This window comes from Streptomyces sp. NPDC058470 (assembly GCF_042721055.1).
Classification (GTDB): domain Bacteria; phylum Actinomycetota; class Actinomycetes; order Streptomycetales; family Streptomycetaceae; genus Streptomyces.
On record NZ_JBHXMF010000037.1, the window covers coordinates 50,292 to 74,164 of the forward strand.

21 protein-coding genes and 4 pseudogenes are annotated in these 23,873 nt (G+C 68.2%); 13 read left to right on the top strand and 12 right to left on the bottom strand.

Annotated features, from left to right (window positions below):
* Positions 1-30: 30 nt before the first annotated feature.
* Entirely contained in the window at positions 31-1,959 is a 1,929-nt protein-coding gene (locus ACFWP7_RS25940) for a primary-amine oxidase (RefSeq protein WP_384385398.1), read from the bottom strand.
* A 37-nt stretch (positions 1,960-1,996) separates the two neighbouring features.
* The gene (locus ACFWP7_RS25945; RefSeq protein ID WP_384385401.1) at positions 1,997-3,424 is read right to left on the bottom strand and encodes an APC family permease; all 1,428 of its coding nucleotides are present in this window, start codon (positions 3,422-3,424) and stop codon (positions 1,997-1,999) included.
* 229 nt (positions 3,425-3,653) lie between these two features.
* Between ACFWP7_RS25945 and ACFWP7_RS25950 the strand changes: the two genes are divergently transcribed.
* The 5 genes from ACFWP7_RS25950 to ACFWP7_RS25970 all read left to right on the top strand — a co-directional run bounded on the left by ACFWP7_RS25950 (position 3,654) and on the right by ACFWP7_RS25970 (position 9,522).
* Positions 3,654-5,057, top strand: a complete 1,404-nt coding sequence (locus ACFWP7_RS25950; RefSeq protein ID WP_384385405.1) for an APC family permease — start codon at positions 3,654-3,656, stop codon at positions 5,055-5,057.
* The gene (locus ACFWP7_RS25955) at positions 5,054-5,680 is read left to right on the top strand and encodes a helix-turn-helix domain-containing protein (protein WP_384385408.1); all 627 of its coding nucleotides are present in this window, start codon (positions 5,054-5,056) and stop codon (positions 5,678-5,680) included. The genes ACFWP7_RS25950 and ACFWP7_RS25955 overlap by 4 nt, the downstream gene beginning before the upstream one ends.
* Positions 5,681-6,255: 575 nt before the next feature.
* Positions 6,256-7,245 carry a chitinase gene (locus ACFWP7_RS25960; RefSeq protein WP_384385411.1) on the top strand — a complete coding sequence of 330 codons (990 nt, stop codon included), beginning with the start codon at positions 6,256-6,258 and terminating at the stop codon, positions 7,243-7,245.
* A 14-nt stretch (positions 7,246-7,259) separates the two neighbouring features.
* A complete protein-coding gene (locus ACFWP7_RS25965; protein WP_384385414.1) occupies positions 7,260-9,035 on the top strand; it encodes a coagulation factor 5/8 type domain-containing protein in 1,776 nt (591 codons plus the stop codon).
* 331 nt (positions 9,036-9,366) lie between these two features.
* Positions 9,367-9,522, top strand: a complete 156-nt coding sequence (locus ACFWP7_RS25970) for a hypothetical protein (protein WP_384385417.1) — start codon at positions 9,367-9,369, stop codon at positions 9,520-9,522.
* A gap of 121 nt (positions 9,523-9,643) precedes the next feature.
* On the opposite strand, the gene ACFWP7_RS25975 is transcribed toward ACFWP7_RS25970, so the two are convergent.
* On the bottom strand, positions 9,644-10,228 hold the full coding sequence (locus ACFWP7_RS25975) for a GNAT family N-acetyltransferase (RefSeq protein WP_384385500.1): 585 nt from the start codon (positions 10,226-10,228) through the stop codon (positions 9,644-9,646).
* A gap of 425 nt (positions 10,229-10,653) precedes the next feature.
* Here ACFWP7_RS25975 and istA point away from each other — a divergent pair.
* Positions 10,654-12,316: pseudogene (gene istA / locus ACFWP7_RS25980) on the top strand (IS21 family transposase).
* On the top strand, positions 12,313-13,107 hold the full coding sequence (gene istB, locus ACFWP7_RS25985) for an IS21-like element helper ATPase IstB (protein ID WP_384385420.1): 795 nt from the start codon (positions 12,313-12,315) through the stop codon (positions 13,105-13,107). Before istA ends, istB begins: the two are co-directional and overlap by 4 nt.
* 49 nt (positions 13,108-13,156) lie before the next feature.
* Here istB and ACFWP7_RS25990 read toward each other — a convergent pair whose 3' ends face one another.
* Positions 13,157-13,807 carry a class I SAM-dependent methyltransferase gene (locus ACFWP7_RS25990; RefSeq protein WP_384385423.1) on the bottom strand — a complete coding sequence of 217 codons (651 nt, stop codon included), beginning with the start codon at positions 13,805-13,807 and terminating at the stop codon, positions 13,157-13,159.
* A 327-nt stretch (positions 13,808-14,134) separates the two neighbouring features.
* Here ACFWP7_RS25990 and ACFWP7_RS25995 point away from each other — a divergent pair, with 327 nt between their 5' ends.
* The 3 genes and pseudogenes from ACFWP7_RS25995 (at position 14,135) to ACFWP7_RS26005 (ending at position 15,099) form a co-directional block, all read left to right on the top strand.
* The gene (locus ACFWP7_RS25995; RefSeq protein ID WP_384385426.1) at positions 14,135-14,695 is read left to right on the top strand and encodes a dienelactone hydrolase family protein; all 561 of its coding nucleotides are present in this window, start codon (positions 14,135-14,137) and stop codon (positions 14,693-14,695) included.
* A gap of 45 nt (positions 14,696-14,740) precedes the next feature.
* A pseudogene (locus ACFWP7_RS26000) lies at positions 14,741-14,830 on the top strand (transposase); the annotation flags it as partial.
* Between the two features lie 53 nt (positions 14,831-14,883).
* Positions 14,884-15,099: a hypothetical protein gene (locus ACFWP7_RS26005; RefSeq protein ID WP_384385515.1), complete on the top strand. Its 216-nt coding sequence runs from the start codon at positions 14,884-14,886 to the stop codon at positions 15,097-15,099.
* 67 nt (positions 15,100-15,166) lie between these two features.
* On the opposite strand, the gene ACFWP7_RS26010 is transcribed toward ACFWP7_RS26005, so the two are convergent.
* Positions 15,167-15,790, bottom strand: a complete 624-nt coding sequence (locus tag ACFWP7_RS26010; RefSeq protein WP_384385503.1) for a hypothetical protein — start codon at positions 15,788-15,790, stop codon at positions 15,167-15,169.
* A 25-nt stretch (positions 15,791-15,815) separates the two neighbouring features.
* Positions 15,816-16,385 (bottom strand): annotated as a pseudogene (locus ACFWP7_RS26015) (IS5 family transposase); the annotation flags it as partial.
* A 287-nt stretch (positions 16,386-16,672) separates the two neighbouring features.
* On the opposite strand from ACFWP7_RS26015, the gene ACFWP7_RS26020 reads away from it, so the two are divergent.
* Positions 16,673-16,870, top strand: coding sequence for a HEAT repeat domain-containing protein (locus ACFWP7_RS26020; RefSeq protein ID WP_384385428.1), 198 nt, complete (start codon positions 16,673-16,675; stop codon positions 16,868-16,870).
* Between the two features lie 65 nt (positions 16,871-16,935).
* Here ACFWP7_RS26020 and ACFWP7_RS26025 read toward each other — a convergent pair.
* Positions 16,936-17,341: pseudogene (locus ACFWP7_RS26025) on the bottom strand (asparagine synthase-related protein); the annotation flags it as partial.
* A gap of 447 nt (positions 17,342-17,788) precedes the next feature.
* Positions 17,789-18,391, bottom strand: a complete 603-nt coding sequence (locus ACFWP7_RS26030) for a TetR/AcrR family transcriptional regulator (RefSeq protein ID WP_384385431.1) — start codon at positions 18,389-18,391, stop codon at positions 17,789-17,791.
* 90 nt (positions 18,392-18,481) lie between these two features.
* Here ACFWP7_RS26030 and ACFWP7_RS26035 point away from each other — a divergent pair, with 90 nt between their 5' ends.
* Positions 18,482-19,414 (top strand): zinc-binding dehydrogenase, encoded by a 933-nt coding sequence (locus ACFWP7_RS26035; RefSeq protein ID WP_384385434.1) that lies wholly within the window; start codon positions 18,482-18,484, stop codon positions 19,412-19,414.
* A gap of 856 nt (positions 19,415-20,270) precedes the next feature.
* On the opposite strand, the gene ACFWP7_RS26040 is transcribed toward ACFWP7_RS26035, so the two are convergent.
* The 4 genes from ACFWP7_RS26040 to ACFWP7_RS26055 all read right to left on the bottom strand — a co-directional run bounded on the left by ACFWP7_RS26040 (position 20,271) and on the right by ACFWP7_RS26055 (position 22,806).
* Positions 20,271-20,666, bottom strand: a complete 396-nt coding sequence (locus ACFWP7_RS26040; RefSeq protein ID WP_384385437.1) for a hypothetical protein — start codon at positions 20,664-20,666, stop codon at positions 20,271-20,273.
* Between the two features lie 209 nt (positions 20,667-20,875).
* Positions 20,876-22,051 (bottom strand): epoxide hydrolase family protein, encoded by a 1,176-nt coding sequence (locus tag ACFWP7_RS26045; protein WP_384385439.1) that lies wholly within the window; start codon positions 22,049-22,051, stop codon positions 20,876-20,878.
* A 209-nt stretch (positions 22,052-22,260) separates the two neighbouring features.
* A complete protein-coding gene (locus ACFWP7_RS26050) occupies positions 22,261-22,488 on the bottom strand; it encodes a thaumatin family protein (RefSeq protein ID WP_384385505.1) in 228 nt (75 codons plus the stop codon).
* Between the two features lie 27 nt (positions 22,489-22,515).
* The gene (locus ACFWP7_RS26055; RefSeq protein WP_384385442.1) at positions 22,516-22,806 is read right to left on the bottom strand and encodes a transposase; all 291 of its coding nucleotides are present in this window, start codon (positions 22,804-22,806) and stop codon (positions 22,516-22,518) included.
* Between the two features lie 214 nt (positions 22,807-23,020).
* Between ACFWP7_RS26055 and ACFWP7_RS26060 the strand changes: the two genes are divergently transcribed.
* Positions 23,021-23,770 (top strand): glycoside hydrolase family protein, encoded by a 750-nt coding sequence (locus ACFWP7_RS26060; RefSeq protein WP_384385445.1) that lies wholly within the window; start codon positions 23,021-23,023, stop codon positions 23,768-23,770.
* Positions 23,771-23,873: the final 103 nt, after the last annotated feature.

Consider the following 23,873-nt stretch of genomic DNA (forward strand, 5'->3'; position numbering starts at 1 on the left):
CGGTGTGGTCTCCGTGCGACAGAAGAATTTTCAGTGGCACGCGGGCCCCTCGCCGTGCCCGCGTCCGTTGCTGCTGCGCGGCACGTCCAGGGTGGGATTGCGGTCGAAGAAGCCGACCGGCTTGAGCCTGAAGCCCGTGTAGTCGACGGGCATGACGGGCCAGTCCTCGGGGCGCGGGAAGTGAGTGAGCCCGAAGGTGTGCCAGAGCACGATGTCCTCGCCGTCCACGCTGCGGTCGGCCGCCGTCCAGGACGGCAGACCGGCGCCGCCCGGGTGCTGGTTGACGAGGTCACCGGCCGGGTAGCGCTCGTCGTCGGCATGCCGGGTGACCCAGAGGTGCTTGGTCGCGAAGGCCGCTCGCAGCGTGACGGACGCCGAGTCGTCGGCGAGCAGGGTGGGCAGGGCTTCGGGCACGAGGGCGTAACCGACCGGCTGGCCCAGGCGGTTGGTGACGTCGGGGTTGACGATGTGCCAGACCCGGCCCTTGCTGCCGTCCGCCTGCCGCTGGGCCTGGCTCTCCGAGGTGAGGCGGGTGACTTGGCGGGCGAAGGCGTTGCCGTACGGGTTCTTCTCGCTGATGGGGATACGGACGGCGTCGACCTCGTCGACCGCGTTGCGCTGCCCGTCGACCGCCATGTCAAGGCGGGCCGAGAAGAGGTGCTGGTGGAAGGGGGCGCCGAGGCCGGGGGCGATCTCGGTGGCGAACTCCCTTCCCTCCTCGGAGTATCCGGAGGTGAAGACGACGCCGGTCGCCTTGGCCTCGCACTCGATGGTGCCGTCCAGGTAGAGGTACCAGTAGAAGCCGTAGTCGTAGTTGCCGACGGTGGTGAAGAAGGAGATGACCATACGGCGCTGGCGACGGGTCTCATTGGAACCCGCGAAGATGTCGCTGTGCTTCCACAGCACCCCGTAGTCCTCCTCGTGCATGCAGATCGCGTTGCGGATGACGGAGGGCTCGCCGAGCTCGTCGGCGATGGTCACATCCGTGTAGTGGATCTCGCCCAGACAGTCACAGCCCAGCTCCAGGGAGTTGGTGTAGCGGCCGAAGAGGTACTCGCCCTGGTCGAAGTAGTTCTGCCAGAACCGGACGGGTGAGGCGTCGGCGTACGGGACTACCATCTCGGCGATCGAGGCACGGTGCACCACGGAGCGATCTCGCCCCAACTCCCTGTCGTAGAAAGAGATCTGGTGAAGCGTCAGTCCCTCGCGGACGTTGAAGCCGATACGCAGCGACCAGTTCTCCCACCGCAGCAGCCCGTCCTCGACCGTGAAGGACGCGCCCTCGGGCTGGGTGATCTCGATGGGCTTGAGGGTGGTGCGAGCGGGGCCGGTGTACTCCGGGTCCTGAAAGTTCCCCGACTCCCGCGGCACGGCGAGGAGTTCGTGGTCGATGATCTCGATGACGGTGCGCGCGGTGAGGTCGACGTACGCCACCAGACCGTCCACGGGGTGGGCCCACGGGTGGTCCCGCTCATGGTCCTGGTGGAAGCCGAAGCTGCGGACGATCCGCCGACCCGCCTCGCCCTCGTATCCGTAGTGGCCGGCCGAGAGCGGGCACGCACGTACGGTCTCAGGGGCAAGCCCGCGCCGGGCGAGCGCCGCCCGCCACCCCTCGTCGGCGTCGAGGATCTCCTGACAGGTCTCGAACTCCGAGTCCAGGATGGGAAGTTGACCGGCGACAGACGTATCGATCTTCTCGAAGGTGTCGACGGCCTCGCGGGTCACCGAAACGGTCACGTCGTACGAGTCGCCGTTCGCCCGGTCGAGCAACATCACCCGCAGCCTCCGGTCCACGGGGCCACCCGGGGCGAACCCCAGCAGCTCGGCCTTGGCCGGCTCCTCGGGGCCGACGAAGACGAAACGTATGTCGCCGCCGAGGTGTCCGGCCTCCTCCAGTACGGCGCGGGCCGTGCGTATCTCCTCGGCGGTGAGCATCGCGAGGGGGTGGGTGGGCGTCATGTGCGTACTCCTCGAACGGGGACCCGGAAACAGCGGATCAGGCGGAGGCGGGCAGTTCGGCAGGCGCGGGCACGCGGTGCCTGCGGGCCCAGCCGAGGACGAAAGCGACGGGGAGCAGACCGAGCAGCAGCGTGGCGAAAGCTGCTGACCCACCAATCAACAAAGGGAAGTTGAGTACGGTCAACACCAGCAGCACGGTCAGTCCGAGGCCGCCGAGCGCCGGCGCCCAGAGCGTCTGCCAGCGGCGGGTGTCGGCGGCGGAGCGCCGGAAGAAGACCAGGACGGCCGCGCAGGTCAGCAGCATCAGCACATCGACGCCCGCGCTGGCGAGGCCGCCCATCCAGGTGAAGACCTCGGTGATCGGGTCCAGCCCTGCGAGGGCGAACACCGCGATCAGCACGGCCGCGCTTGCCGACTGGGCCAGGGACGCCACGTGCGGCGAGTGGTGGCGGGCGTGGGCACGGCCGAGGCGAGCGGGCAGCGCGCCGCGGTCGGCGAGCGAGTGCACATAGCGGGCGATCACATGGTGGAAGGAGAGGATGCAGGCGAACAGGCTGGTCACGAAGAGCACTTGGGCGAGGTGTTCGGCGGACGAGCCGAGGTAGCGGTGCACGGTGGCCATCAGCATGTTCTCCGGATCGCGTCCCGCCTCGGCGACGGCCTCCTCGTCTCCCCAGGCGGAGATCAGCGCCCAGCTGGAGAGCGCGTAGAAGGCTCCGACGAGGACGAGGGCAAGATAGGTGGCGCGCGGGATGGTGCGGTCCGGGTCGCGGGCCTCGTCGCGGAAGACGGCGGTGGCCTCGAAGCCCAGGAAACCGGCGATGGCGAAGGTGACGGCGAGTCCGGGCGCTCCCGAGGTAAGCCGGTCGGGGCTGACCAGTGCGGTGGACAGGCCGTGGTCCCCACCGCGCACCAGGACCGCCGCGTTGAGCACGAGGACGATACCGACCTCGCCGACCATCAGCACGCCGAGGACCTTCCCACTGAGGTCCACCTGGCGGCAGCCGAGCACACCGACCACCACTGCGACCGCTCCGGCCCAGGTCCACCAGGGCAGATGAGGCCCGCCGTACGACTGGACGAGGCTGTCGAGCGTCACCCCGATGTACCCGTACACCGCCGCCTGGATCGCGGTGTACGTGACCAGCGCGAGGTAGGCGGACCCGAGCCCCACGCGTCGGCCGAGGCCCTTGTCGACGTACGCGTAGAACGCTCCCGCTTCCTTGACGTACCGCGCCATCGCGCAGAAGCCGACCGCGAAGAGCAGCAGGACCACGCAGCAGACGACGAAGGCGGCGGGGAAGGCGGCGCCATTACCGAGAGCGATGCCGAGCGGAACGCTGCCACCGACGACGGAGAGCGGGGCGGCGGCAGCAAGAACCATCAGCACGATGGAAGCCGTGCCGAGAGAGCCACGGAGGGCGGGCGGTGCGGTCGTGGTGGGCGGGCTCGCCGTGCTGGTCATCGCGGGCTCCTCTGCGATCGCGGTTGCCGCAAGCGGCCTGTGCCGCAGTCTCAACAGCGCGCATTGCCGAGCCGTCACGCGTCGGTGAAAGCCCCCGTCGCGCCGAACGGGAGAGCCCCGCGCCCGCTTTCCCGTTCCGGAACACGTCCCGGCGATCTGCCGCTCATCCGGCCGAAACAGAACGGTCCTACCGTGCGGTTCGGCACCACGGGTACGGAAGGGGCGGTTGATGAGCGTCCGGAGCACGGCTCCTCCTCCCCTCCTGCGCGGCCACTCCCCCGTCGGCGGCCTCGACCGGCGTTCCCTCGGCCCGCTGCCGGTGCTCGCCCAATCTGTCTCCGCCGTCGCGCCGACCGCCGCGATGGCCACCACGCCAGGCCTGGTCAGGGCGGACACAGGGGTCTTCGCCGTGTGGTCGGTGGCACTGGCGACGGTTCTTGCGCTGCTGGTGGCCGCCTGCGTACGGACCTTCTCGCGCCGGATGGCCGCGCCGGGCGCCCTCTACTCCTTCACCGCCAAGGGGCTCGGCCCGGCCGCCGCGTTCTGCTGCGGTTGTGCGCTTCTGATCGGGTACGGGGTCCTTGCCATGGGCGCACTGACCGGCTCGGGCCTGTACGCACAACAGTTCCTGGCCCGTCTGGACTTGTCACTCGGGCCACCCCAACTCATAGTGGCGGCGGTGGTGTTGGCAACGGGGACTCTCGTCGCGTACTTCCTCCTCCGGGGGGTGCGGCTGTCCGCCGGGCTGACGCTCTGCCTGGAGGCGGCGTCGATCGTCCTGGCGCTGACGTTCTTCGTGGTACTGCTGGTGCGGCACGGCGCCCGTCCCGACATGCGGCAGCTCACCCCGCCGACCTCCGCGCTCGGTCCGGTGATGGCCGGTGCGCTGCCCGCCTTCGCCGCGTTCATCGGCTTCGAGAGCGCCGCGGCGCTCGGCGCCGAGACCCGGCGGCCCTTCCTGACGGTGGGGCGGGCAGTGCGATGGACCGTTGTCTGCTCCGCCGCGCTGTTCCTGCTCGCCGTCTACGCCCAGGTCCTCCCCACAGCCGGGCACACCTCGGTCCGGCTGCCCGCCCTGCTCGATCTGGGCGTCTCCCTCTCCTTCTTCGCCTGCGCCCTGGCGTCGGGCACCGCGCTGGTGCGGCTGCTGTTCTCGATGGGACGCGAACGGATGACCCCGCACCGGCTGGGGCGTACCCACCCCACCCATCACACCCCGCACATCGCCATTGCCCTGGTGCTTCCGGTACTTGTCCTCGTCCCGCTGGCGCTGATCGCGGCGGGGACGGCGCCGCAGGTGCTGTTCGCGCGCCTGGTGAACCTCTGTGTGTACGGGTTCCTCACCGCGTACGCCCTGGTGTGCCTGGCCGCCCCTGTCTTCCTGTACCGCATCGGCGAGCTGACCCACGGTCCGGTGGCCGTCGCGGTGCTAAGCGTGCCGTCGCTGCTCGCCGTCCTGCTCGCCCATGCGGCGACCGGCGGTGCCCTCATCCCCTCGCTCTTCGTGGCGCTGATGGCGGCGGGCACGGCCTGGTTCCTGTGGATGAGCAGACGCGATCCGGCGAGCGTCGGGGCGATCGGCGTCTACGACGAGACGAGCGCCGCCGACGTGTTCCCCGAGCCGCCGCGGTGAGCGCAGAGGCGCTGCCACTCAGCGGCCGCCAACCCCGCGCCGTACGCAACGCGCTTTCGGTGCTCCAGCAGGTGGCACGGGCCGGGCCCGGAGTCACCGCGAAGGAGATCTCGGCGGGGCTGCGACTCGCACCCGCCACGACGTACCGGCTGCTGAATGTGCTCGTGGAGGAAGAGTACTTGGTGCGGATGCCGGATCTACGGGGCTTCGCGCTGGGCCGCAGGGTCTCAAACCTGGCCCCGCCCCGCCCGGTACCCGAAGTCCCCGCCGCCGCGCATGCCGTGGTCGCCCGGCTGCGGGAACGGGTGCGCTTCGGCGTCCACCTGGCAGGTCTCACGGATGGCCTGGTCCACCTCACCGACCCGGACCCGGACCATCCGCCGGCCGACGGCGGGCTGCTGAGGGAGCTGGCGCGCATACGCGACGACGGAGCGGCCGTGCGCCGCTTCGCGCTGGGCCCGCACCAGGCGTGTCTGGTTCGCCCGGTCCACAGCGCCGCGAACGGACGGCTGGCCGCCGCGCTCGCGGTGTGCGGGACGGCCGGCCGCATGGAAGCGCCCGACGACGGGCTCATCCACCAACTGAACGTTTCCGCAGATGAGTTGACGCTCCTCGTGGTGTGAATTCCCCAACGTCTCGTACGGGCGACGGTCAGAAGCCGATCCGCATGACGGCCCGCCCTGTTCGCCTCGTTCCCGGACGACGCCCTCTGCCTGCGGGCATCCAGCCTTCCGAGGAAGGGCACCGGAACTGCAATGATCAGCAAATTCCGGCGCAGCTTCTCCCGTGCCCGCCAAGGGAGTTGAAGCCGCTCGGCATGACCGTCCGGCAGGAGCATCTCCCTGCCCTGGACCTGGATGCCGAGAGCGGTCCCGCCTTCACGAATCGAGCACAAGCACCCGTCTCGACAACCCCATTCCTTCACTCTCTGAAGATATCCAACTCCCTTGAGCCACAGTGATGTTCAATGGTGCAGACCTATTGACTGAACGCCTTCAAGTCCCGAAACATAGCGTCCTGAGACCGGCCGCGTCCTTCCGGCCGGAAGCTGCAGGTGCGTGCTGCGGCGGCGCAAGGCCGACTGGCACACGCCGCCTGGGCCCGCCCGCGTTTCAGGAAGGCATCCCCCCACATGAATCACCGTAAGCATCTGCTAATTCACCGCCCGGACGGACATACGGACACCCCACGTCACCGTATGCGCCACCGCGGTCGGTGGACGGCGCTCGCCGTGGCGGTCGCGGCATCCGCGACCGGCATGACCGCGGCCGCCTGGGCCGACGGCACAGACGGGAGCCCAGCAGCCGCTGCGGCCCCCGCCGCGGTCGCCCCCTACCTCTACAACGGCTGGGGCAGCCCCCCCGACCCTGCCGAGGTCATGGACGCCACGGGCGTCAGCTGGTTCACGCTCGCCTTCGTCCTCGACGCCGGCGGCTGCTCCCCGCAGTGGGACGGCAGCCGCCCCCTCACCGGCGGAGTCGACGAACAGACCGTGAACGCGATCCGCGCCAAGGGCGGTGACGTCGTCCCGTCGTTCGGCGGTGCGAGCGGCGCCAAGCTGGAACAGTCCTGCGCCGACGCCACGGCGCTGGCGGGCGCCTACCAGAAGGTGATCGACGCCTACGGCCTCAAGGCGATCGACATCGACATCGAGGGCGACGCCTACAACGATCCGGCCATCCAGCAGAAGACCATCGACGCCTTGAAGCAGGTCAAGGCCGACAACCCGGGGTTCCTCACCTACGTCACCTTCCCCAGCAATCAGAGCGGCCCCGACGACGGCATGATCCAGCTCGCCGCCGGCTCAGGTCTGGAAGTGGACGGTTGGACGATCATGCCGTTCGACTTCGGCGGCGCCGGGCAGGACATGGGCAGCCTGACCATCCAGGCCACCGACGGACTCAAGAACGCCGTCAAGACCGCCTACGGCTACAGCGACGACGCCGCCTACCGGCACAGCGGCCTCTCCTCGATGAACGGCATCACCGACGTCAACGAGACCGTCAGCACAGGCGACTTCGAGACGATCCTCTCCTACGCCTCCGAACACCACCTGGCACGGCTCGCCTTCTGGTCCGTCAACCGGGACCGTCCGTGCCCGGGTGCCTACCCGAACGACGACACCTGTTCCGGAGCCGCCCAGGACCCCTGGCAGTTCACCGACATCTTCGCCCGGTTCACGGGATGAGGGGGACTACGACGATGATCTTCCGAAGGAACCGCGAGCCCCGCACCGGACACCGCAGAAGTCGGCACACCGCACATTTCGCCCTCGCCCTGGCCGTCCTCGCGGGGGCGGGCACCGCGGCATTCGCTCTGCAGAGCGCCGGTGCGGCGGCGGCCGAGCCCGACCTCGGCCCCAACGTCCAGATCTTCGACCCGTCGATGTCCAGCAGCGACATCCAGGGCAAGCTCGACTCGGTCTTCAGCCAGCAGGAGACCAACCAGTTCGGCGAGGCCCGGCAGGCGCTGCTCTTCAAGCCCGGCTCGTACGACGTCGACGCCAACGTCGGCTTCTACACCCAGGTCGCGGGGCTCGGCCTGTCCCCCGACGACGTCACCATCAACGGCGCTGTGCACGCGGAGGCCGACTGGTTCCAGGGCAACGCCACCCAGAACTTCTGGCGATCGGCGGAGAACCTCGCCGTCAACCCCACGGGCGGCGCGGACCGCTGGGCGGTCTCGCAGGCAGCCCCGTACCGCCGCATACACCTGAAGGGTGACCTGCAGCTCGACGACGGCGGCTGGTCCAGCGGTGGTCTGCTCGCCGACACCAAGGTCGACGGACAGGTCAAGTCCGGCTCGCAGCAGCAGTGGATGTCCCGCAACTCCGAGTGGGGCAGTTGGAGCGGCTCCAACTGGAACATGGTGTTCGTCGGCGACCAGAACGCCCCCGCGGGCACCTTCCCCAGCCCGCCGTACACCACGGTCGACCAGACACCCGTCTCCCGGGAGAAGCCGTTCCTGTACATCGACGACCAGGGCGCCTACAAGGTGTTCGTGCCCGCGCTGCGCAAGGACTCCAGCGGCACGTCCTGGTCGTCCGGCCCCCCCGAGGGTACGTCGATCACGCTGGACGACTTCTTCATCGCCAAGCCGGGCGCGACGGCCGCCGAAATGAACGCGGCGCTGGACGCGGGCAAGCACCTCCTGATCACCCCGGGCGTCTACCATCTCGACGAGACGCTGAAGGTGACGAAGCCCGACACCGTCGTCCTCGGTCTGGGCCTGGCAACCCTCATACCCGACAACGGAGTTACGGCGATGTCCGTGGCCGACGTCGACGGCGTCAATCTCGCCGGTCTGCTCGTCGACGCGGGCACGCAGAACTCCGCCACACTGATGGAGGTCGGCCCGCAGGGGGCGTCCGCCTCACACTCCGCCGATCCGACGTCCTTGCACGACGTGTACTTCCGCGTGGGCGGCGCCGCCGTGGGCAAGGCGTCGCAGAGCCTGGTGGTCAACAGCTCCGATGTGATCGGCGACCACCTGTGGATCTGGCGGGCCGACCACGGCGACGGTGTCGGCTGGGACACCAACACGGCCGACACCGGACTGGTCGTCAACGGCGACGACGTCACCATGTACGGCCTGTTCGTCGAGCACTACCAGAAGAACCAGACCATCTGGAACGGCGAGAACGGCCGCACGTACTTCTACCAGAACGAAATGCCCTACGACCCACCCAACCAGGACGCCTGGATGAACGGCTCGACCCAGGGATACGCCGCCTACAAGGTCGCCGACTCCGTTCAGCACCACGAGGCATGGGGACTCGGCAGCTACTGCTTCTTCAGTGCCAACAACTCCGTAGCCGCCGAACATGCCTTCGAGGTGCCGCAGACGGCCGGGGTGATGTTCCACGACATGGTCACCGTCTCGCTCGGAGGCACCGGCACGATCCAGCACGTCATCAATGACACAGGAGGCCCCTCGAACTCGTCGAGCAATGTCGCCAACCTTGTCAACTATCCCTGAATAAGGGTTAGTTGAAAGGGCAGCTCGGCGCCGGAGGGCGGGCAGGACGAGGGTCACCCCGTCCCCGCCCGTCCTCTGCCGCGCGAGCACAGAGGGCGAGTGCACGACGTCGGAACACGCCGAGCTCACCGACCCGGATCCCGCCGTACCCGCGCACGAGGTCCTCATACTGAGCGCCAAGGCATCGGATGCGCTGAGCCCGTGGCTCCACACCTCGGAAGCACTGACCGGACCTGCAGTCGACCAGCACCTGGCCGAAGCGGCGACACAGTGGGAGTACGACCTGCTCGGTGACCAACTGCCCTGGGACGCCGGGGAGAACGGGGAAGAGATGCGCGCCGAGCTGACTGTCTGGCTGGTCCGCCATGCTCCAACCCGGTTACGTGCCTTCGGCGTACCCGAAGAACTGCTGCACCGGATACGGCTGCTCGGGGTCACCGGTCTTGACCGCTGGGAGGACCCGCACTGGCCCGGCCACCGCTACTGATCCGCCGAACGCGCGATGCCCCCGACGACCCGGCCATGAACGTCACCCGCAGCCGCCTTGGACGCCTCACCCGTCAAGGCTTCCTCACTCAACCTGTACGCGGCCGCTACCAGAAACGGACTTAAAGCCGCTCTTCGCGGGCTGGTATCGGCACGGCCGCCGGCCGCCACTCTCGCCTGATCAACCCGAACACCCACGAGTCGGACACCTCGCCGTTCACGACGCAGTCTTCCCGCAACGTCCCTTCACGCACGAATCCGATCTTCTCCAGGACCCGGGCAGATGCCACGTTGCGCGTATCGGTCTCGGCCTGAACTCGATTCAGGTCCAGGCTGTCGAATGCCCACTGCAGCAAGGCGTGCGCGGCCTCCGTCGCGTAGCCGTGGCCCCACATCGCTTCGTCGAGGACGTAGCCCAACGACGCGCTGCGGTAGTCCGGGTTCCATCCGGTCAGACCGCACCAGCCGACAAAGGCCCCGTCAGAAGCACGGTCGATGGCCACCCGCGCCCCGGTGTCTTCGTCCGCCATCTTCCGGCACATCGCGATGAAGCGCTCGGCGCGGGCCCGTTCGTTCCACGGCGGGGAGTCCCAGTAGCGCATCACGTAGGTGCTGCTGTGCAGCGCGAAGAGGCGGTCCGCGTCAGCGTCGGTGAAGGGGCGCAGCCGCAGGCGAGCGGTGTGCAGTAGGGGGGTGGCCAAAGTCATGCGCACCATCTTGTGTCCTCATGGGGCGAGCAGACACCGAATATCCGATCCCGGTCCGATCCTCACGACCAAGGCACCGCCTACCAGCAGATCATGCACGGCACGACTACTCGGCCTGCCCACCGACAACCCAGACATGAACGTCACCCACAGCCGCCTCGCCCGCCAAGGCTTCCTCACCCAACCCTGACGAGGCCACTACGAGAAGCGGAGTTAACGACCTCTCAGAAGTAGTGTCCGACGCCTGCATGACAGAAGGCAGGTTGTAATCGGTTGGCCAACTGGCTCTGTCGGTGAGTCGTAGTGTCGTTTGTCGTTGAGCGCGGATGTCACCGTTGTTCCGGCAAAAGCGATGTCGCTGTGTTTAGGGGCAGTTGGGGCCTTGCGGTGGGACGATGGCTGTGCTTCTCCCGTTGGGGGCACCGATGCGCCTGTCGAAATCCAAGGCCGATCTGTACGCGGCGATCCGCCGGGACTACCGCGCCGGGATGTCGATGCGCGCTCTGCAGCGCAAGTACGGGGTGACCTGGCAGACGGTCCGCAAGGCATTGGACCTGGTCTGGCCTGAGCCGCGGAAGAAGCTGCCCCCGCGTCCGGCCAGGCTGGATCCCTACAAGCCGCTGATCGACGAGATGCTCCGCAGGGATCTGGACGCGCCGCCGAAGCAGCGGCACACCTCCAAGCGGGTTTTCGACCGGCTGCTGGACGAGTACGCGGCGATGGGGATCTCGTATCAGATGGTCCGTGGCTACATCGCCACGCGTCGTGGGGAGATCCGTCAGGAGGCGGGGCGGGGGCCGTCGGAGGTGTTCGTGCCGCAGACCCATTTGCCGGGCACCGAGGCGGAGGTGGACTTCGGGGACGTGCACATCGTGCTCGCCGGCGTGGTGACCCGCTGCTATCTGTTCTCTTTCCGGCTGTCGTACTCGGGCAAGGCGGTCCACCGACCCGTTCGCGTCCTGCGGCCAGGAGGCGTTCTTCGAGGGCCACGTTCACGCGCTGTCCGTGCTGGGCGGCGCCCCGCGCGGCAAGGTCCGCTACGACAACCTGAAGGCCGCGGTCGCCCAGGTGCTCGGGTTTGCCCGGCGCCGCCAGGAGAGCGAGCGGTGGACCGCGTTTCGCACGCACTGGGGCATCGAGAGCTTCTACTGCAGGCCAGGAATCGAAGGCGCCCACGAAAAAGGTGGTGTCGAGGGGCAGATCGGGTACTTCCGGCGCAACCACTTCGTCCCCGTTCCCGAGGTCGCCTCGCTGGCCGAGCTCAACGAGATGGTCGACCGGTGGGACCTTCAGGACGAGGGCCGCAGGATCCGCTCGCGGGCCAGGACGGTGGGCGAGTATTTCGCCGTCGAGGCGCCGTTGCTCAAGCCGTTGCCGACCGAGGTGTTCGAGACGGGGCGGCTCTTCACGCCGCGGGTCGACCGCTACAGCCAGATCGCCGTCCAGACCAACCGCTACTCGGTTCCGGTCCGGCTGATCGGCCGGACGGTGCGGGTGATGCTGCACGCCAACCACCTCATCGTCTACGACCGGGGCCAGGAGGTCGCCCGCCACGAGCGGCTGAGCACGAAGGCCGGCTCGCGCCTGGAGCTGGACCACTATCTGGAGGCGCTGATCCGCAAGCCCGGTGCCTTCCCCGGCGCCACCGCCCTCGAACAGGCCAAGTCCGCGGGCAAGTTCACGCCGGTCCATGACGACTGGTGGACGGCCGCCCGGGCGGCCCACGGCGACAAGGACGGCACCAGGGCCCTGATCGAGGTCCTGCTGCTGGGCCGGCACATGAGCCACGAACACATCGTCGCCGGGCTGGCGACGGCTCTGCGGGCGGGCGCGTTGACCGCGGACGCGGTCGCCCTGGAGGCCCGCAAGGCCGCTGAAGCCGACGAACTGGCGGCCTCCGCTCCCGCCCATGTTGCTTTGCCAGAGCCGCCTGGGCGGCAGCGGGCGACGGTCACCTTCCTGTCCGACTGGCGGATGGCGCATCTGCCGGCCGACACTCGGCCGCCGCCCTCGGTGGCCCCCTACGACCAGTTGTTACGACACCGCCGCCCAGGCGGTGCCCCTGCCACCGAGGCAGAAGCGACATGAGTGCCCAACGCCGCCACGGCCTGACCGAACAAGCCGCCGACACTGCCATCGACCAGGCATGCCGGATGCTGCGGCTGCCCACCATCCGGGGCCAGTTCCCCGACCTCGCCGAGGCCGCGAAGCGCGATCAGATGTCCTACAAGGGTTTCCTCGCCGAACTGCTGCTGGCCGAGTGCGACGACCGGGCCCGCCGCCGCTCGGAACGGCGGATCAAGGCCGCGGCCTTTCCACGTGAGAAGTCACTGCGGGCGTTCGATTTCGACGCGAACCCCAATGTCGACGCCGCCACAATCAACACGCTCGCGACCTGCGAGTGGGTCAGGAAGGGGCAGCCTCTCTGCCTGATCGGCGACTCGGGCACCGGCAAATCGCATCTGCTGATCGCGCTGGGCACGGAGGCCGCGATGAAGGGCTACCGCGTCCGCTACACCCTCGCCACCAAGCTGGTGAACGAGCTCGTCGAGGCGGCCGACGAGCGGCTGCTGACCAAGACGATCGCCCGCTACGGACGCGTCGATCTCCTCTGCATCGACGAATTAGGCTATATGGAGCTTGACCGCAGGGGCGCCGAGCCGCTGTTCCAGGTCCTGACCGAACGCGAGGAGAAGAACAGCGTCGCCATCGCGTCCAACGAGAGCTTCGGCGGCTGGACGAAGACGTTCACTGATCCGAGGCTCTGCACGGCCATCGTCGACCGGCTCACCTTCGACGCGGCCATCATCGAGACCGGCACAGACTCCTACCGCCTCGCCCAGACCAGAGCCCGAGCCGAGCAGGCCGCCACAGTCTGACCCACCTTCTCCCGCTCAGCAGGCCGTCGGACGAGGCTGAACAGCCACATCACTGGTCTCTGCCCGCCAATACGTCGTATCCGACAAACGTGAACATGCGTGTTCCCGAAATCAGAGGCTGAGACTGGCCCGCGAAACGGTGGACGCCTACGCCGAACCCAGCGTCCGGCTCGGACAGCCACTCCCTGGTGAAGCCGCGTTCCTCCAGCCAGCGGCAGATCTGCGGGAACAGGTCAGGCTGCTTGCGATGCCGAGTCCACACGAGCACCCCGCCCTTCGCGCACAGTTGAGTGCAGAAGCCAACGACGCGCTCGATGTCGTCGTCAGAGATGTTCCCGAACACTCCGCAAACCAGCACGAGATCTGCTGGTGCCATCCCTCCATACTGATCGGTAACTGCGGCGTCACCGACCACGACCTCGACTTGATCCAGGCCAAGACTCGTGGCGACGCGCTTGGCCACCGCCACGTTGCGAGGATCCAACTCCACCAGACGCGCAACCACATCCCCACGACGTGGATGATCGGGCAGAACACCGAGCAGGTCCCGCCCTTCGCCGGCGCAGATGCTCATCACCCGGAGGGGGCCGGGAGGGCTCGCCTCCAGGGCCAGTCCGATCCGTTCCTGGACAACTTGAAGTCGCCGCCCAAGGAAGGAGTCCGGGAGGTCGTAATCGCCATGCCACACATGCCAGTCCATGCGCGGACCCTAGAGGTCCAAGCTTGACTACGCAGTCGAATTTCAGGGCGAAACCGGGCAGTGCAGGTTCAGAGGCACTCATCGAGTGACATCGAAACTCACCGACATTCAGAGGCCCGCATGCTCCCGACTGACATCCGTACTCATCGACAAACGACCTTCGTTGAGACTTACGCAGCCAGCCAACGGCTCGTTGGGCTGGCACGAGTAGTGACACTGCTCGGACGGCCTGAGAGATGGCGCTGGGCTGGGGCGTGTATCGAATGTGCTGCTCTCAGTCACCGCTGCGGCGGGCAGTCCGGAGTCGCGGTACGGAACGATGACTCCATGGCTCATATCGCGTTGTTCCACTCAGTTCTCGGCCTGCGCCCAGCCGAACTTCTCGCCGCCGAGCGGCTACGTCGCGCCGGGCATGAGGTTGTTACGCCCGACCTCTTCGGCGGCGAGACCGCGGTCACCCTCGACCAGGGATTTCAGCTGGTCGACCGGGTCGGCTGGGCAGCTGTGGTCAAGCGCTCCCGGCAGAGCCTCGGGGGTATGCCGGACGAGACCGTGCTCGCCGGTGTTTCCATGGGCGCGGGTGTCGTCGCCCATCTCTGGCCCGAGCGCCCCGCTGCCGTCGGCGCTCTTCTGCTGCACGCCACTGCCGACCTGCCCGCATCCGTTCGTCCAGGTCTCAGGGTCCAGTTGCACGCTGCTCAACCGGACGAGTTCACGCCGCCCGGGCGCGTTGCCGCGCTCTGCCAAGCGGCACGGGAGAGGAGTGTCGACCTGGAGGTTTTCCGCTATCCGGGCGTCGGCCACTTCTACACCGACCGTGACCTTCCCGACCATGACCCAGCCGCAGCCGAGCTGACCTGGCGCCGGGTGCTGGACTTCCTCGACTGAGTCGTGCATCAAGAGAGGATCTTGACTATGTGATGATCTTGGTTCGTGTCGCATGCAGATCTGACAGACGAGCAATGGGCGGTACTGGAACCCCTGTTGCCGTGGGAAGAGAAGGCGGGCCAACCGCCGATATGGACCCGTCGAAAGCTGATCGACGGCATACCTTTCCGAGTGCGCACAGGCATTCCGTGGGCAGGACACGCCGCAGGAGTACGGGCCCGTGGGGCCGACTGTACGACCTGTTCCGCCGCTGGCAGCGCAGCGGCACCTGGCAGCGGATCTTCACCGCCCTCCAATCCCGGGCGGGCGCCAAGAACCTGATCACCCGGCAGATCAACGTCCACTCCACCGCCTGCCGGGCTCACCAGCATGCCGCCGGAGCGAGGAAAAAGGGGACTTACTGATCGTTTCAATATGAACTGGTGAGAGGCATGGTGCCGGGATCTGCCGTAGGTGAGCTGGCGCGAGCGGTCACCAACTGGGGGATGACCGTCCCATCGCGGTCTGCGCGTCGGCTGCCGCGAGCACGGTGTCGGCCAGTTCTGTGACGGAGTGTCCGCCACCAGCATCGATGCGATTCATGCCCAACCTGTCGATGACATCGATCATGAGTGTCTGGTAGCGCTCAGTGCGGGCCAGGAACTTGTCGATCAGGCCCCGTGCCTCGTCTGTTGCTGCTTCATAGCGGCTCGCCACGTGAACGCGGGCGCGTACTACGGAGCCGTCGGCGGTCAGCCACACGGCGGCCGTGCGCGGGACCTGCAGCCTCGCTACGCGGACGGGCCAGAGTGCCGAGCCCTCCAGAACCAGGCCCGTCCTGCTACGGTCCTCGGCCGCATGGACCGTGATCAGCTCTTCGATGCGGGGCCACAACCGATCGTAGTGGCCGAGAACGGAGGTGATCAGTTCGTCAACCGTGAGGGATTCGTAGTGTTCGGCGACGTGCGCCGGCACCTCCCACTCCGGAGTTCTCCAGGGTCGCCCAGGGTGCCGAGCCAGCCCGTCAGTGCTCAGGCAGTCGAACCCGAGCTTCTCCGCCACCATTTGGGCAACGGTCGACTTTCCGACGTTCGACGTCCCGCCGATCAGGACCACCCGTACATCACGCACGCCGACGACCCTACTGATCCTTCCGGGACGATGCCTGCAGTCGGCGGGGACAAATGATGCAGCATGCCAGTTGCAGGAGCCCGTGGTCGAGGCTAGCGCGACGTTCGTATCGGATGCGTAGGCCTTTGAACTGGTGGAGCCGGGCAAAGGTGCGCTCAACCACCCACCGGGTCTTCCCCAGGCCAGAGCCATGGGCGATACCGCGCCTTGCGATATGCGGCTTGATGCCGCGCTTCCACAGCAGGCGGCGGTACTTGTCGAAGGCGTAGCCGCGATCGGCGAACAGTCGTTTGGGCCGATTCCGCGGGCGGGCCCCGTAGCCCGCCTATGCGAGGGATCGCGTCGGGCAGCGAGATCAACTGGGTAACGTCGTGACGGTTTCCGCCCGTCAGCGAAACCGCGAGCGGTGTTCCCCAGCGGTCGACGATCACGTGATGCTTGGATCCAGGCCGACCACGGTCGACGGGCGAAGGCCCGACATGATCCCCCCTTTGAGCGCCCGGACGTGCGAGCCGTCGACTGCGCAGTCGTCCATGCCCAGAGCGTCTGCAGCGCGTAGTTCAGTCAGCAGGGCCTGATGCACGAAGGTGCGCTGCGCGGCCTGGACGCCGTGGCGGACGCCGGGTTCCGGCCGTGGGAAGGCGCGGCGGTCGCCCGGGCGCTGGTGGCCGCTCTCGGCGTCGACACCACCCTGGTCGGGGTTGCAGAGAGGGTCCTCACAGGCCTCGCGGAGGCCCTGCCCGGTCTGCGGGAACTGGTGGACCGGACCTCCTCCCCCTTGTCCGATCCGCCGCGCTGTCGCTCCTGGACCCGCACAATGCGGCGGACGCCGGCACCCCACACGATCTGCCGCTCTTCGTGCGGCACTTGGACTACGCGACTACGTGGGTGCGCCAGGCCGCTGCGGGGGGGATCGCCCACTGGGTGGAGGAGACGGGCACGCTCCCCCCGGGCGAGGAGCGGCTGCGCGACCGGCTCACCGCCCTGGGCTCGGACCCATCCGATTCCGTACGCGACGCGGCAGCCGAGACGCTGCGGGCCCTGGATGACTGCCGGAACAACTGACGAGGCAGGGGTGACAGCGACAACACCGGTGGCACCCCCGCCCTGCACGCCGGAACCGCCAAGCACAGCACAATCTCGGGCTCGTACAGCTCCAGCCACAGTGCCAAGTCCAGGGACCGCTCCAGTCCACGCCGCTCGGCCTGCGTCCTGATCGGGTCGTCCCGGTGGGCGAGTGGGTGCACGTGGTCGCGGTCGACGAGGTCGAAAACCTGGTGGGAGCGGCGACTGAACAGGTCCTTGGCGTGACGTTGCAGAGCGGCCGCGTACTTGGGGCCGTGGGTGGAGGGATAAGGGCTCTTGACACGGTCCTAGACAGACCTGGGGAAGGAGATCCGCGGTGGCCTCCCGCAGCAGGCTCTTCTCGCGCCCGTAGAAGGACTTGAGGGACCAGGGCGTGTTGTAGACGTACCCAACGAGCCGGTGGTCGCAGAACGGGACGCGGACCTCCAGGCCGACGACCATGCCGGCCCGGCGTCGCACGGTACCGGCCGATGACGAGACCGCCCAGTGAAATTACGGCCCGCCGGGGGTCTCCGCGAGACCGGGCTGTGGGGTGATGGGACGATCTTGATGTGACGGCAGTGATCACGGTGTCGGAGCCATCTGGATGGCCCGGCCCACCGAACTGAACCCGCGCGCTTTCCGCGAGGTGTTCACGATGCTGCTCCGCGGGGGAGCCGGAGTACTGCGGCCGGGGAGCCCATGGCCGGTCGGGCAGTCGAACAAGTCGTCCCGGAAGCGTGGCGCTTGCGCGAACGCTTTCCCCCTCCGAGACCGGGGTCAGACAACAGCAGACCTACCTTCACAGCCTTCGCCTTGATCGGTGCACCCGTGGTTGGAGCACATGATCAGACGATGGCCATGCCGACGGCCGACGAACGCCCAGGTGAGCAGGCAAGTTCGAGGCCCGTTTCGACCTCAGACCTTGAAAGACAAGCTGAGCGCGGAGTTCATGGATGAGCAGGACCGGCGCAGGAGTGCGGGCAGTTCGCCCGGTGTGCAGTCGGGCAGCCATTCGTCCAGAGCACAGCGCCAGGCGGCCACGAAGAACTCGATGAGGAGCCGTAGCTCAAGACGGCTCTGTACGTCGAGTCGGCGCGCGATCTCGGCCTGGACCTCGGCGCAGTGCCGCAGCGTGTAACCGTCGAGTGCGGGCGAGTCTGCGATCAGCCGCAGCGTGAGTGGGAAGCGCCGGTACCAGTCCTCATCCATGCGCTCCAGAGTGGTCAGCATGGCGGCGAGGAAGACGTCGGCCAGAGGCCCGGACTTCTTGATGCCGTCCAGGACTTCCAGGTAGACGTCCCAGAGCTGCTTGACCGCGGTGAGCGCCACGTCCTCCTTGGAGCGGAAGTTACGGAAGAAGGTCCGCCGGGACACCTCCACCTGCTCCAGCAGCGCGTCCAGCGGAGTGCTGTCGAATCCGCGTTCGCCGAAGAGCGTGACGGCGGTGTCGGCCAATGCCTGGCGAGTGCGGAACTTCTTGCGTTCGCGCAGGGTGGCGGGCTGTTCGGAGACGGTCATCACGAGCACTTTACCAAGTACGCCGAGATCGCGCATGTGCTCTAATGAAGCAAACGCCACACTGTGGCACTTCATGAAAGGGATCTCCCTGTGCGCGCACTCGTCGTCGACCACACCTCACCCGGACACCTGTCACTGACGGACGTCCCCGCACCGCGGCCCGCCGCCCACGAGGTGCTCGTGCGGGTCGAGGCGGTATCGCTGAACTTCGGCGAGGTCCACGAGGCGACACGTCCGGAGATGCCGAACGGCACCGTGCTCGGCTGGGACGCGGCCGGCGTGGTCGTCTGGGCGGCCGCCGACGGTTCCGGCCCGGCCGAAGGAGAGAAGGTCGTCACCCTCGGCGAGACCGGCTGGGCCGAGCTGCGAGCCATACCCGCTGCCCGGCTCGGCACCGCACCGAAAGACGCCGACCCCGGCGCACTGAGCACCGTCCCCGTGGCCGGACTGAGCGCCCTGCACGTACTGCGCCGGATGGGATCACTGCTCGGTCGCCGCGTGATGGTCACCGGTGCCTCCGGCGGCGTCGGCCGCTACGCCATCCAACTGGCCGCCCGCGCGGGCGCGCACGTCGTTGCCATCAGCCGGTACCCCGCCCAAGCGGACGGACTGCGAGCCTTGGGCGCCCACGAGGTCCACCCCGAGCCGGCCGCCGTGCGGCAGCCCGTGTCAGCCGTCCTCGACAACGTCGGCGGACAGTACCTCGTCGACGCCTTCGCCGCCCTGTCGGCCGGCGGCATCCTCTTCACCGTAGGCCGCTCTTCCGAGGCCGACGTCGTGCTGTCACCGGATGCCCTCCTGGGCAACGAAGGACGGCACGACCGGTCGATCCACACCTTCTTCCTCTTCAGCGACCCCACCACCGACTTCTCCGCCGATCTGACCTGGCTGGCCGGCGAGATCGCCACAGGCCGCCTCGATCCGGGGATCAGCTGGCGCGGCCCCTGGACACGCCACTCCGAGCCAGTACGAGCTCTGCTCGGCCGCCGCCTCCACGGCAAAGCCGTCCTCGATCTCGAGTAGCCGGCCGGATTCAACACCGCCACAACCTCCGCCGGCACCGCACAACTCCAACGGAGGTTAAAAGAGAAGCTCAACGAAACCGGCCGGGCACACTTCCCCGATGAGCGGCAGCGATGTAGCGCATCGCGGCGCCGGTACTGGTTCCGAACAGCCCCATCAGGCGGAGAAGATCGGCCGAGAGATGGGCTTCGCCGAGGATGCGGTCCTCGCGTAGTTGCTACAGCGTGCCTCCAGGGTGCTGACGACGACACGTCCGGCGGCATGCGGGCATGCCCGTACGACGGCCGGACGTACCCGGTGTCCGGGTCCACATAGCGCGGGCTGACGAACTGGTCGGCATGGAACAACGGAGTGTCTGGAAGCAACCGGACCAGGATTGCGGCCAGTTCACCGGTGGTGATCACCTCGCAGGGGCCGGGCAGGGCCGATCAACCCTGTGATGGCGATCTCGGCCGCCTTCCGCTGGACGCCTCCCTCCCGTGCGTCGTACGACTACCTTGGAAGGCTGGCAGTGCGGCATCTCGCCCCGTCCGTCGCGATTTGATCCGAAACGCGGCGCGAGACCACCCTGATGCGCTGGAAGTTGGGTCACACCGCATCGCGGACTCGGGTACGACCGCCTGGTCTGCGCGTTCCAAAGGATCAGTTCCGGCATGGCACGGCGTTGGCGGCGTAGCGGGTACCGAAGCCGCTGTCGGGCAGGATCGCGGCCGGACGGCATGTGGCACCGCGTCCCGTTGACGAGACCGGTCGGGGACTGCTGACGATCACGCCCCCGGTCGCCCATGTGATCCGCGGGAATCATTTCGACGGCTATGTGACGAGTCCGCTTGCTGAGCCATGACGGGTGTTGCGGTCAGGACAGCGGGGGCAACTCTCCGCCGGAGGCACCGTCACTCTCGGAGGAGAGTGACTCCTTGATCGCCCGGAAGAAGGGCCGCCGCTCAGCCAGTTGTGCACCCGGCACCTTGACCAGAGGCTCCGGGCGGCGCCCGAAGCCGGCCGGCGGTAAGGGCAATCCGAGTGCCGAGAACGCCTCGTCGAGGTGCTGCCGCGGATCACCGGTGCCGCGCAGTACCGCGGTGAGCGGACGGTGGTCCGTCATCCCGTGGACAGCCGCCAGCGCGGTCGCCCGCTGCGCCGCCTCCTCCTGCGTCGGCAACTCGGCCGGATCGACCCACCAGACATTGGCGGCCACCAGGCGGCCGTCGCGGTACAGATGGAGTGTCTGGTCCGCGCCCGCGGGAGACACGCCCTCACCAAGTCCCAGTTCGCCGCGGGTGTCCCACTGGGCCGGATCGGGCGCCCGGACGAGGTCGCCGAGGTGGTGGCCTTCCTCGCTTCCGGGCAGAGCAGAGACGAAGGCGAGGAAGGCTGACCGGGCGTTCCCACCGTCGAAAGGAGGGAAGAAGCACCCATCGAGGTAGGTGCGGGCGGCGCGGAGGGTCAGCCTACGGCGAGTCAGCCCTTCGCCTCCGCCCGGTAGGGGCGGAAGAACTCACGCAGTTCCTCTGCGTAGAGCTCCGGCTCCTCGAACGGTGCGAAGTGGCCGCCGCGCGCGGGCTCGGTTACGCGTACGGTGTTCGCCGTGCGCTCCAACCATGCCCGCGGCGGCCGGACGATGTCGGCGTGGAAGAGCGAGAAACCGGACGGCACCTCGACCCTCCGGGCGAGCTGGGCGGGCGGGATCGCGGCGTTCGCGTGGTACATGCGCATCGACGAGCCGATCGTCCCCGTGAGCCAGTAGAGCGTGACGTTCGTCAGGATCTCGTCCTTGGTGAAGCTCCGTTCGATGTCGCCGTCGCAGTCGCTCCACGCCCGGAGCTTCTCGACGATCCACGCGGCGAGCCCGGCCGGCGAGTCGGTGAGCCCGACGGCGGCGGTCTGGGGCTTCGTGCGGTGCATGGCACCGTAGGCGCCCTCGCCCGCGCCCCAGGCAGCGGAGTCCTCGAACCAGGCCCGCTCCTCGGGCGTGAGATCGGCCAGGTCGCCGGTGAGGACGGGAAGGCCCCCGTCCGTACGGTGGACGGCCACGACACGGTCGGGGTGGTCGAGCGCGAGGTAGCGGCTCACGTGGCTGCCGATGTCCCCGCCCGCCGCGCCGAACCGCGCGTAGCCGAGGACGCCCATGAGCTCGGCCCACAGACCGGCGACGGCGATGGAGTCGAGCGGCGGGCCGGTGGGGCGGTCGGAGTACCCGTAGCCCGGCGTGTCGGGCACGACCACGTCGAACGCGTCAGAGGGGTCGCCGCCGTGCGCGCCGGGATCGGTCAGGAGCGGGACGACCTTCGAGTAACGCCAGAACGAGTCCGGCCACCCGTGGCTGAGGACCAGCGGCAGCACGGGGCCGGCCGGCGCGACAGCCCTGGCGTGTACGAAGTGGATCCCGAGGCCGCCGAGCCGGGCACGGAAGCGGGGAAGCTCGGCGAGCGCCGCCTCCTGCGCCGGCCAGTCGAACCCGTCCGCCCAGTAGGCGACGAGTTCACGAAGGTAGGTGATGTCGGTTCCGAGCGACCACCCGGCGTCCTCCGGCGTATCCGGCCAGCGTGTCGCGCGCAGCCGCGCGCGGAGGTCCTCGAGCGCCGCGGGCCCGGTCTGCGAGGTGAACGGCTCCGGGCGAGGCGATACGTCCGACATGGCACGCATGGTAACGCGGCGGGAGGCAACCGCCTGAGCGGGGTCCAGACGCCCGACACACGCGGCGCGCTGGACGCGTATACGTATGCGATTCGTCGACACGCCTGCAGCAGATCGCCTGGTCGGACGGAGAACGCCCTGCGGAAGTACATTCGCCCCCGCAGGATGAGGCCGGCCACTGACCCTGCATGGGTGGTGAGGAGGCGCGGCTAGCCGGTGACGCCGAAGGTGACACGGTAGTAGCAGGCGCCCCTGCACGGCATCGTCGCCTCGTCGTCGAAGGCGTACGAGTAGGCGTAGGGTGCGGCCTTCTTGAACACCTGGGTGTAGTCGACCGACCACTTCGAGGGAACGCAATTCTCGCGGCCCGCCCACTTGTTGAGGCAGCAGTACGTGTCGCCCCCGAACGCCGCGCTGGATTCCGTACTCCAGATAATGGTCGGAGATGAACCGCCAGCGGCCGGTCATCGACCCATCTCCTTCGCAAAATACTGGGCCGCCTTCTTCAGGATCTCCTTCTCCAGCTCCAGTTCACGCACCTGCTTCCGCAGCCGCTTCAGCTCCTCACGCTCCGCGGGCGTCATCGGCTCACCGCCCTCGCCGACAGCAGACGACTCGGCCGCCCGCACCCATTTCCGCAAGGACTCGGTGTCGACTCCGAGGCCCTTGGCCACGGAGTTGATCGACCGTGCGGTTGACGCCACCAACCCGACCGCGTCCCGCTTGAACTCTTCCGAATACCGGGCTGTACCCACCACAACACCTCCGACTCGAATCCCACGATCCTCCTCAAGAGATGTCTACAAACGGGGGCAAACCTCACTGCCCTTCTCGCCCGCCCCGGCGGTCACCGCGCCGCCGAGCCCGTCCCCCTCGGTTGTCCGGTCCTCCTCCCCCACCCCGGCGGCCCCGACGCGGACGGCGGAACCGACCTCCAATCCGACGCGTACCGCCGCGGCCGCGGCTCCGGTGGAGATCGCCTCGTCCGCCAAGAAGGGCGTGGGCGTGTGGTCCTTCAACGGAGTGAACCAGGCGCTCGCCGCGTCCGGGGCAAGCTGGTATTACACCTGGGCCACCCGGCATCCGGGCGTCACGACACCGTCGTCGGCGAACTTCGTGCCGATGATCTGGGGAGCGGCCTCCGTCACGGACGCCTCCCTTGCCGAGGCCCGCGCGCACGGTCCCTATCTACTCGGGTTCAACGAACCCGACATGGCCGAGCAGTCGAACATGACGGTGGAGCAGGCGCTGGGGCTGTGGCCGCGGCTCATGGAGGCCGGCACGGTCCTGGGCAGCCCGGCGGTGGCGGCGGGCGCGGACGTCCCCCGCGGCTGGCTGGACCGCTTCATGTCCGGCGCAGCGGCGAAGGGTTACCGGGTGGACTTCATCGCGCTCCATTGGTACGGCGGGGACTTCCGCACCCCGCAAGCCGTCGAACAGCTGAAGTCGTACCTGGACGCCGTCTACCAGCGCTACCACAAGCCGATCTGGCTCACCGAGTATGCGCTGATCGACTTCGCTCAGGGGACCCGCTTCCCCTCGCCGACGGAGCAGGCCGCCTTCGTCACCGCGTCCACGAAAGCGCTTGACTCCCTTCCCTACCTCCAGCGCTATGCGTGGTTCGGGCTCGGCGCCGACCCGGCGAAGCCGAACAGCGGCCTCTTCACCAACGGCACGACGACGACTGCGGCCGGGCGGGCCTTCCAGGCCGCACGCTGAACCTGGGAACGACGGAAACCTTCCCGGCCGGGGCGTTCTCCGGCCGGGAACAGGCCCACGCCCAGAGGTATGGGACCGGCGGTTCATCCTCTGCACCCGACTT

Bases quoted from the DNA above. Each gene is read 5' to 3' on its own strand.
- ACFWP7_RS25940 (WP_384385398.1), bottom strand. From the start codon at position 1,959: ATGACGCCCACCCACCCCCTCGCGATGCTCACCGCCGAGGAGATACGC.
- ACFWP7_RS25945 (WP_384385401.1), bottom strand. From the start codon at position 3,424: ATGACCAGCACGGCGAGCCCGCCCACCACGACCGCACCGCCCGCCCTC.
- ACFWP7_RS25950 (WP_384385405.1), top strand. From the start codon at position 3,654: ATGAGCGTCCGGAGCACGGCTCCTCCTCCCCTCCTGCGCGGCCACTCC.
- ACFWP7_RS25960 (WP_384385411.1), top strand. From the start codon at position 6,256: ATGCGCCACCGCGGTCGGTGGACGGCGCTCGCCGTGGCGGTCGCGGCA.
- ACFWP7_RS25965 (WP_384385414.1), top strand. From the start codon at position 7,260: ATGATCTTCCGAAGGAACCGCGAGCCCCGCACCGGACACCGCAGAAGT.
- ACFWP7_RS25970 (WP_384385417.1), top strand. From the start codon at position 9,367: ATGCGCGCCGAGCTGACTGTCTGGCTGGTCCGCCATGCTCCAACCCGG.
- ACFWP7_RS25975 (WP_384385500.1), bottom strand. From the start codon at position 10,228: ATGACTTTGGCCACCCCCCTACTGCACACCGCTCGCCTGCGGCTGCGC.
- istB (WP_384385420.1), top strand. From the start codon at position 12,313: ATGAGTGCCCAACGCCGCCACGGCCTGACCGAACAAGCCGCCGACACT.
- ACFWP7_RS25990 (WP_384385423.1), bottom strand. From the start codon at position 13,807: ATGGACTGGCATGTGTGGCATGGCGATTACGACCTCCCGGACTCCTTC.
- ACFWP7_RS25995 (WP_384385426.1), top strand. From the start codon at position 14,135: ATGGCTCATATCGCGTTGTTCCACTCAGTTCTCGGCCTGCGCCCAGCC.
- ACFWP7_RS26030 (WP_384385431.1), bottom strand. From the start codon at position 18,391: ATGACCGTCTCCGAACAGCCCGCCACCCTGCGCGAACGCAAGAAGTTC.
- ACFWP7_RS26045 (WP_384385439.1), bottom strand. From the start codon at position 22,051: ATGTCGGACGTATCGCCTCGCCCGGAGCCGTTCACCTCGCAGACCGGG.